Below are 8448 nucleotides of genomic sequence, written 5' to 3'. Positions count from 1 at the left end.
GTTCGGTGTTTTTAAAAAACGCGCCACCGCCCCCACAAGGGGGGGGGGTGAAGCCGGCGGGCCGCGAGTAATAAAAACAAAAAAAACCCCCCCCCCCCCCCACCCCCCCAAACCCCCCCCCCCGGCGCCCGCCCCCCCCCGGGGGGGGGGGGGCCCCCCCGGTCCGTAAAGAAGCAGTACATCGACAGACAAGAAATCCCTTCGGGAGAACAATAACGATGTCCCAGGCCAGTGATAGCTCCAAACCCCTGATCGAGGTACGTTCGATCAACTACATCCCCGAGGCCGAGCGCCACGGCAAGCTCTACAGCCAGTTCACCCTGTGGCTGGGCGCCAACCTGCAGATCACCGCCATCGTCACCGGCGCCCTGGCCGTGGTGGTGGGCGGCGATGTGTTCTGGTCGCTGATCGGCCTGCTGATCGGCCAGCTGCTGGGCGGCGGTGTGATGGCCCTGCACGCGGCGCAAGGGCCGAAGCTCGGCCTGCCGCAGATGATCTCCAGCCGTGTGCAGTTCGGTGTCTATGGCGCGGCCATCCCGATCGTGCTGGTGTGCCTGATGTACCTGGGCTTCACCGCTACCGGCACAGTGCTGTCCGGCCAGGCGCTGGGCCAGCTGTTCGGCGTCAGCGACAGCGTCGGCATCCTGATGTTCGCCAGTGTCATCGTGCTGGTGACCGTGCTCGGCTACCGGGTGATCCATGTGATCGGCCGCATCGCCAGCGTCATCGGGGTGATCGCCTTCGTCTACCTGTTCAGCCGCCTGATGAGCCAGACCGATGTCGGCGCGCTGCTGCAGATCCGTCACTTCAGCTGGAGCAGCTTCCTGCTCGCGGTGTCGCTGGCCGCCTCCTGGCAGATCGCCTTCGGGCCCTACGTCGCCGACTACTCGCGCTACCTGCCGAGCAGCACTTCCTCGGTGAAGACCTTCCTCGCCGTGGGCGCAGGTTCGGTGATCGGCGCACAGGTGGCGATGATTTTTGGCGTGTTCGCCGCCGCCGGGGCCAACGGTCAGTTCGCCGGCCATGAAGTGGCCTACATCGTCGGCCTGAGCGGCAGTGGCGCCGTCGCTGTGCTGCTGTACTTCAGCATCGCCTTCGGCAAGATCACCATCTCGACACTGAACTCCTACGGCAGCTTCATGTGCATCGCCACGGTGATCAGCGGCTTCCGCGGCCACCTGGAAGTGAGCCGCGTGCAGCGCCTGGTGTTCGTCCTGCTGATCGTCGGTGCCGCGACCCTGATCGCGCTGCTCGGCCAGCATTCGTTCCTCGGCGCGTTCAAGTCCTTCATCCTCTTCCTGCTGGCCTTCTTCACCCCGTGGAGCGCGGTCAACCTGGTGGACTACTACTGCATTACCCGCGAGCACTACGACGTGCCGGCGCTGGCCGATCCCGATGGCCGCTACGGCCGCTGGAACATCCCTGGCATCAGCGTCTACGTGGTCGGCGTGCTGGTGCAGCTGCCGTTCATCTCCACCAAGTTCTACACCGGCCCGCTGGTGGACGCCCTGGGTGGCGTGGATATCTCCTGGATCATCGGCCTCGTGGTTCCGGCCGTTCTCTATTACCTGGTCGCCCGCCGTGTCACGCGGGCAGTACCGGACCGGCTGATCCTGCCGGCCCGCACCTGAACAGACCCGGCCCGGCCGCGCGGCCACAAGCAGGCGCGGCCCTTGCACTGCCCAACCTCATTCACGTTTAGGAGCATCAGATGAACAACACCAAGAAGACGCTGCTGGGCCTGTTCCTTTCCGCCGGTCTGCTGGGCGGTACCATGGCATCGGCCCAGGCCGCCGGCTGGTGCGAGAGCGGCAAGCCGGTGAAGTTCGCCGGGCTGAACTGGGAGAGCGGCATGCTGCTCACCGACCTCATGCAGATCATCCTGAAGAACGGCTACGGCTGTGACACCGACAGCCTGCCGGGCAACTCCATCACCATGGAGCAGGCGCTGGCGAACAACGACATCCAGATCTTCAGCGAAGAGTGGGTCGGCCGCAGCGACGCCTGGAACAAGGCCGCCGCCGCGAACAAGGTGGTCGGCGTGGGCGCGCCCATCGTCGGCGCCACCGAAGGCTGGTACGTGCCGCGCTTCGTGATCGAGGGCGACAAGGCGCGCAACATCGAAGCCAAGGCGCCCAAGCTCAAGGCCGTGACCGACCTTGCACAGTACTCCGAGGTCTTCCGCGATCCGGAAGAGCCGGGCAAGGGCCGCTTCTACAACTGCCCGGCCGGCTGGACCTGTGAGCTGGAAAACTCCGAGATGCTGAAGAAGTACGGCCTCGAGGACAAGTACACCAACTTCCGCCCCGGCACGGGCCCGGCCCTGGATGCCGCCGTACTGTCGAGCTACAAGCGCAAGGAGCCTATCCTCTTCTATTACTGGTCGCCGACGCCGCTGATGGGCCAGGCCGACTTGGTGAAGCTGGAGGAGCCGGGCGTGAACAAGGACGTGAAGATCCAGGTCGGCCTGTCCAAGGCCTTCCACGACCAGGCCCCGGAACTGGTGGCCGTGCTGGAGAAGGTCAACCTGCCCATCGACCTGCTGAACCAGAACCTGGCGAAGATGGCCAAGGAGAAGCTCACCTCCGAGCAACTGGCCAAGGCCTTCCTCAAGGAGCACCCGGAGGTGTGGACCACCTGGGTCAGCGAGGACGCTGCGAAGAAGGTCCAGGCCGCGCTCTGACGCCGCCGAACCCGGAAGGAGCCCCGGCTCCTTCCGGTGATGTCCACTCCTGACGAGTACGTGCCATGTTTCCCGAACGCTTCACTTTCTCCATCGCCGACTGGGTCAACGGTTGGGTCGATGCCCTGGTCACCAACTACGGCGACGTGTTCCGCCACATCTCCGACACCCTGCTGTGGGCCATCGTCAACCTGGAGAGCGTGCTGCGGGCCACTCCCTGGTGGCTGATGCTGGCCATCGTCGCCGGCATCGCCTGGCACGCCACCCGGCGCGTCCTGCCGACCGTGGTGATAGTCGGGCTGCTGTTCCTGGTGGGCGCCGTGGGCCTGTGGGACAAGCTGATGCAGACCCTCGCGCTGATGATGGTCGCCACCATCATCTCGGTGCTGATCGGCATCCCGCTGGGCATAGTCGCCGCGCGCAGCGACCGCTTCCGCGCCGTGCTGCTGCCCATGCTCGACATCATGCAGACCATGCCCAGCTTCGTGTACCTGATCCCGGTGCTGATGCTGTTCGGCCTGGGCAAGGTGCCGGCGATCTTCGCCACGGTGATCTACGCCGCGCCGCCGCTGATCCGCCTCACTGACCTGGGCATCCGCCAGGTCGACCGCGAGGTGATGGAAGCCATCACCGCCTTCGGCGCCAACCGCCGCCAGCAACTGTTCGGCGTGCAGCTGCCGCTGGCGCTGCCGAGCATCATGGCCGGCATCAACCAGACCACCATGATGGCCCTGTCGATGGTGGTCATCGCCTCGATGATCGGCGCCCGCGGCCTGGGCGAGGACGTGCTGGTGGGCATCCAGACGCTTAACGTCGGCAAGGGGCTGGAGGCGGGTCTCGCCATCGTCATCCTCGCCGTGGTCATCGACCGCATCACCCAGGCTTACGGCCGCTCGCGCCACCATGAGGCCAGCAAATGAGCAAGATCCAGGTCAAGAGCGTCTACAAGATCTTCGGCGCCAAGGCCGACACCGCCCTGGCGATGATCCGCCAGGGCAAGAGCAAGGCCGAGGTGCTCGCCGCCACCGATTGCGTGGTCGGCGTCAACGACCTCTCGCTGTCCATCGAGGCCGGGGAAATCTTCGTCATCATGGGCCTGTCCGGGTCCGGCAAGTCGACCCTGGTGCGCCACTTCAACCGCCTGATCGACCCCACCAGCGGGCAGATCCTGGTGGATGGCGAGGACGTGCTGGCCTATGACTCGGCCGCACTGGAGAACTTCCGCCGGCGCAAGATCAGCATGGTGTTCCAGAGCTTCGGCCTGCTGCCGCACAAGAGCGTGCTCGACAACGTTGCCTACGGCCTGAAGATCCGTGGCGAGAGCAAGGCGCTGTGCCAGGAGCGCGCGCTGCACTGGATCGCCACCGTGGGCCTGAAGGGCTACGAGAAGTCCTACCCGCACCAGCTGTCCGGCGGCATGCGCCAGCGCGTCGGCCTGGCCCGCGCACTGGCCGCGGACACCGACATCATCCTCATGGACGAAGCCTTCAGCGCCCTCGACCCGCTGATCCGCGCAGACATGCAGGACCAGTTGCTGGAGCTGCAGAAGACCCTGCACAAGACCATCGTCTTCATCACCCACGACCTCGATGAAGCCGTGCGCATCGGCAACCGCATCGCCATCCTCAAGGACGGCCAGCTGATCCAGGTGGGCGCGCCCGCCGACATCCTGCACAAGCCCGCCGACGAGTACGTCGACCGCTTCGTCCAGCGCCGCGTCGCCGCGCTGTAACACCATTCGCCGGCGGGGAAGGAGCTTCCCCGCCTACAGGAGTCTTGCATGTCGTCCTCTACCACCATCACCTTCGGCAACGGCCCGCTGCGCTGGCAGGACCTGGTCGCGGTGGCGCGCCAGGGCGCACGCCTGCAACTGTCGACGGCCGCCTGGGCGCGCATCGACAACGCCCACGGCATCGTCGAGCGCATCGTCAGCCGGGGTGAGCGGGCCTATGGCATCAGCACCGGCCTGGGTGCGCTGTGCAACGTGGTGCTGCAGGGCGAGCAACTGGCTCAGTTGTCGCGCAACACCCTGCTCAGCCATGCCTGCGGCGTGGGCGAGCCGCTCAAGGACGAACAGACCCGCGCGATCATCGCCGCCGCCATCGCCAACTACAGCCATGGCAAATCCGGCCTGCACCGCCGCGTGGTGGAAGCGCTGCTGGCGCTGCTCAACCACGGCATCACCCCGCGCGTGCCGGCGCAGGGCTCGGTGGGCTACCTGACCCACATGGCCCACGTCGGCGTGGCGCTGCTGGGCATCGGCGAGGTGAGCTACCGCGGCGAAGTCGTACCCGCAGCCCGCGCCCTGGCCGCCGAAGGCCTGGAGCCCGTGCTGCTGGGCGCCAAGGACGGGCTCTGCCTGGTCAACGGCACGCCGTGCATGACCGGCCTGAGCTGCCTCGCCCTCGACGAGGCGACCCGCCTCGCGCAGTGGGCCGACGTGATCGGCGCCATGAGCTTCGAGGCCCTGCGCGGGCAGATCGACGCGTTCGACGCGCAGATCATCGCGCTCAAGCCGCACCCAGGCATGCAGAAGGTCGGCGCCAACCTGCGCGCGTTGCTCGAAGGCAGCGAAGTCATCGCCTCGAGCCGCGGCATCCGTACCCAGGACGCCCTGAGCATCCGTTCGATGCCACAGATACACGGTGCCTGCCGCGACCAGCTGGAACACGCGGCGAAGCAGATCGAGACCGAACTCAACTCCGCCACCGACAACCCGCTGGTGCTGGGCACGCCGGACGACTACCGCGTAGTGTCCCAGGCCAACCCCCACGGCGAATCCGTGGCCATGGCTGCCGACCTGCTGGCGATCGCCGTGGCTGAGCTGGGCGGGGTTTCCGAGCGTCGGCTGGACCGCCTGGTGAATCCGCTGGTCAGCGGCCTGCCGGCGTTCCTGGTCAGCCAGCCGGGCGTCAACTCCGGAATGATGATCGCCCAGTACGTTGCCGCCTCCCTGGCCGGCGAAAATCGCCAGCTGGCGCAACCCGCCGTGCTGGACAACTTCGTCACCTCCGGCCTGCAGGAAGACCACCTGAGCCTGGGCACCAGCGCCGCACTCAAGCTCGGCCGTGCCCTGGACAACAGCCGGCGCATCCTCGCCATCGAATACCTGCTGGCCGCCCAGGCCTTCGAATTCCTCAAGCCGCAGCGCTTTGGCGCCGGCACCGACTGCGCCTGGAGCCTGCTGCGCGAGCAGGTGGCGGCCTATGACAGCGACCGCTGGCTGGCGCCGGACATTGCCCGCACCGCCGAGTTGCTGGCCGACCCGGCGGCCTTGCACAGCGTCGGCGCGAGCATCGGGAGACTGCAATGAAACACCTCTGGCAGCACTGCCACGCGGCGACCATGAAGGACGGCCGTTATTCGATCATCGAGGATGCCGCGATCATCACCGAGGGCGAGCGCATCAGCTGGATCGGCCCGCGCGCCGAACTGCCCGAGCGTCCGGTGCAGAGCACCGACCTGGGCGGCGCCTGGGTCACGCCCGGTTTCATCGATTGCCATACCCACCTGGTGTTCGGCGGTGACCGCAGCGGCGAATTCGAGCAGCGTCTGAACGGCGTCAGCTATGCCGAGATCGCCGCGGCTGGCGGCGGCATAGCCAGCACCGTGCGCGCCACCCGCGAGGCCAGCGAGGACGAACTGCTGGCCAGCGCCATCAAGCGTGCTCGGCCGCTGCTGGCCGATGGCGTAACCGTGATTGAAGTGAAATCCGGCTACGGGCTGGATCTGGACAGCGAACGGCGCATGCTGCGGGTGGCCCGCCGACTGGAACAGGAGCTGCCGGTGACGGTGCGCACCACCTGCCTGTCCGCCCACGCCCTGCCGCCCGAATACGCCGGCCGCGCTGACGAGTACATCGAGCAGGTCTGTACGCGCATCCTCCCGGCGCTGGCCGAGGAAGGGTTGGTCGATGCCGTGGACGCCTTCTGCGAGCACCTGGCGTTCTCGCCGGCGCAGGTCGAGCGGGTATTCCAGGCTGCCCAGCGCCTGGGCCTACCGGTGAAGCTGCATGCCGAGCAACTGTCCTCGCTGCATGGCTCCAGCCTTGCGGCGCGGTATGGCGCGCTGTCCGCCGACCACCTGGAATTCATGGACGAGAGCGACGCCATCGCCATGGCCGAGGCCGGCACCGTCGCCGTGCTGCTGCCGGGCGCCTTCTTCGTCCTGCGCGAAACCCAGCTGCCGCCGATGGATGCCCTGCGCAAGCACGGCGTGAACATCGCCATCGCCAGCGACCTCAACCCCGGCACCTCGCCCGCGCTGTCCCTGCGCCTGATGCTGAACATGGCCTGCACCGCCTTCCGCCTGACTCCGGAAGAAGCGCTGGCCGGCGTCACGCTCAACGCCGCGCGCGCCCTGGGCATGGCCGACAGCCACGGCAGCCTGGAAGCGGGCAAGGTCGCCGACTTCATCGCCTGGGACATCCAGCGCCCCGCCGAACTCGCCTACTGGCTCGGCGGCGACCTGCCCAAGCGCGTGATTCGCCACGGCGAAGAGCTGTGAACCTGCTCTTCGTAGGAGCGAGCTTGCTCGCGAACAGCCCCACTGCGAAACCAAGAGCAAAGGCCCCTCTCCCTAACCCTCTCCCGCAAGCGGGAGAGGGGACCGTTCGGCGCAGGTTGAAACCTCAGCTTCAGCCGGCACGGATAGCCCCCTCTCCCCCCCCCCCACCCGACGGGGGGGGGGGGGGGGGGGGGGGGGGGGGCGGGGGCTTTCAGAAGGAAACGTTGCTCGCACGAACAGCGAATACATCTCGCCCGTACTGGAGATAGCACCCCATGGATAACGTTCTGACCTTCAAACGCGGCCGCGTGCCCCTGCTGATCAGCATGCCGCACCCCGGCACCCGCCTGACCCCAGCCGTGGAAAACGGCCTGGTGGAGGAGGCCCGCGAGCTGGCCGACACCGACTGGCACATCCCGCGGCTCTACGCCTTCGCCGAGGAGCTGGGCGCCAGCACCCTGGCCGCCAACTACTCCCGCTACGTCATCGACCTGAACCGCCCGGCCGACGACAAGCCGCTATACAGCACCGCCACCACCGGCCTCTACCCGGACACCCTGTTCGACGGCCGCCCGCTGTTCAACGATGGCCAGGCGCCGTCGGCCGAGGAGCGCGCGCGTTATCTCGCCGAAGTGTGGACGCCCTACCACCGCACCCTCGCCGACGAGCTGGCGCGCCTGAAGGCCGAGTTCGGCTACGCGCTGCTGTGGGATGCCCATTCGATCGCCTCGGTGATCCCGCACCTGTTCGACGGCAAGCTACCGGACTTCAACATCGGCACCAACAGCGGCGCAAGCTGCGATGCGGAGCTGGCCGAGCGACTGGTCGCCGTCTGCGCCGACGCCCCGGCCTACCGGCACATCCTCAACGGCCGCTTCAAGGGTGGGCACATCACCCGCCAGTACGGCCAGCCGCAGGACAACGTGCACGCGGTGCAGCTGGAGCTCGCGCAGTGCAACTACATGGATGAACAGGCGCCCTTCGGCTACCGCGAAGACCTCGCCGCGCCCACCGCCCAGGTGCTCCGCAAGATGCTGGAAACCTTCATCGCCTGGGGCCGCGAGCGCTACGGCCGCTGAGTTTTACACAGCTTCCTGCCGCGCCGGGACTGTCGGCGCGGGGGGGCCCGCGCCCCCCCCCACCCCGGGGGGGGGCCCGGGGGGGGGGGGGGGGGGGTTTTTTTGGGGGGGGGGGGGGGGGGGGGGGGGGGGGGGGGGGGGGGGGGGGGGGGGGGGGGGGGGGGGGGGGGGGGGGGGGGG

General features: G+C 67.7%; 7 protein-coding genes. All 7 read left to right on the top strand.

Going from position 1 to position 8448, the window contains the following annotated elements; translation table 11 throughout:
• Positions 1-218 precede the first annotated feature (218 nt).
• Entirely contained in the window at positions 219-1631 is a 1413-nt protein-coding gene (locus ACCC94_RS25170; RefSeq protein WP_413352348.1) for a purine-cytosine permease family protein, read from the top strand.
• 143 nt (positions 1632-1774) lie between these two features.
• Entirely contained in the window at positions 1775-2683 is a 909-nt protein-coding gene (locus ACCC94_RS25165) for an ABC transporter substrate-binding protein (RefSeq protein ID WP_413352349.1), read from the top strand.
• 65 nt (positions 2684-2748) lie between these two features.
• Positions 2749-3603 carry an ABC transporter permease gene (locus ACCC94_RS25160; protein ID WP_413352347.1) on the top strand — a complete coding sequence of 285 codons (855 nt, stop codon included), beginning with the start codon at positions 2749-2751 and terminating at the stop codon, positions 3601-3603.
• The gene (locus ACCC94_RS25155; RefSeq protein WP_413352346.1) at positions 3600-4415 is read left to right on the top strand and encodes a quaternary amine ABC transporter ATP-binding protein; all 816 of its coding nucleotides are present in this window, start codon (positions 3600-3602) and stop codon (positions 4413-4415) included. Before ACCC94_RS25160 ends, ACCC94_RS25155 begins: the two co-directional genes overlap by 4 nt.
• Positions 4416-4463: 48 nt before the next feature.
• Positions 4464-5996, top strand: coding sequence for a histidine ammonia-lyase (gene hutH / locus ACCC94_RS25150; RefSeq protein WP_413352345.1), 1533 nt, complete (start codon positions 4464-4466; stop codon positions 5994-5996).
• Positions 5993-7189: an imidazolonepropionase gene (gene hutI / locus ACCC94_RS25145; RefSeq protein ID WP_413352344.1), complete on the top strand. Its 1197-nt coding sequence runs from the start codon at positions 5993-5995 to the stop codon at positions 7187-7189. Before hutH ends, hutI begins: the two co-directional genes overlap by 4 nt.
• Before the next feature lie 275 nt (positions 7190-7464).
• Entirely contained in the window at positions 7465-8268 is an 804-nt protein-coding gene (hutG, locus tag ACCC94_RS25140) for an N-formylglutamate deformylase (protein WP_413352343.1), read from the top strand.
• Positions 8269-8448: the final 180 nt, after the last annotated feature.

Origin of the sequence: Pseudomonas sp. Pseusp97 (assembly GCF_047304025.1) — a bacterium.
Classification (GTDB): Bacteria; Pseudomonadota; Gammaproteobacteria; order Pseudomonadales; family Pseudomonadaceae; genus Pseudomonas.
The sequence above is the reverse complement of the archived record's forward strand: the minus strand, read 5'-3'. Positions and strand labels throughout refer to the sequence as shown.

Coding starts and splice junctions, on each gene's coding strand:
- ACCC94_RS25170 (WP_413352348.1), top strand. CDS start 219: ATGTCCCAGGCCAGTGATAGCTCCAAACCCCTGATCGAGGTACGTTCG.
- ACCC94_RS25165 (WP_413352349.1), top strand. CDS start 1,775: ATGGCATCGGCCCAGGCCGCCGGCTGGTGCGAGAGCGGCAAGCCGGTG.
- ACCC94_RS25160 (WP_413352347.1), top strand. CDS start 2,749: ATGTTTCCCGAACGCTTCACTTTCTCCATCGCCGACTGGGTCAACGGT.
- ACCC94_RS25155 (WP_413352346.1), top strand. CDS start 3,600: ATGAGCAAGATCCAGGTCAAGAGCGTCTACAAGATCTTCGGCGCCAAG.
- hutH (WP_413352345.1), top strand. CDS start 4,464: ATGTCGTCCTCTACCACCATCACCTTCGGCAACGGCCCGCTGCGCTGG.
- hutI (WP_413352344.1), top strand. CDS start 5,993: ATGAAACACCTCTGGCAGCACTGCCACGCGGCGACCATGAAGGACGGC.
- hutG (WP_413352343.1), top strand. CDS start 7,465: ATGGATAACGTTCTGACCTTCAAACGCGGCCGCGTGCCCCTGCTGATC.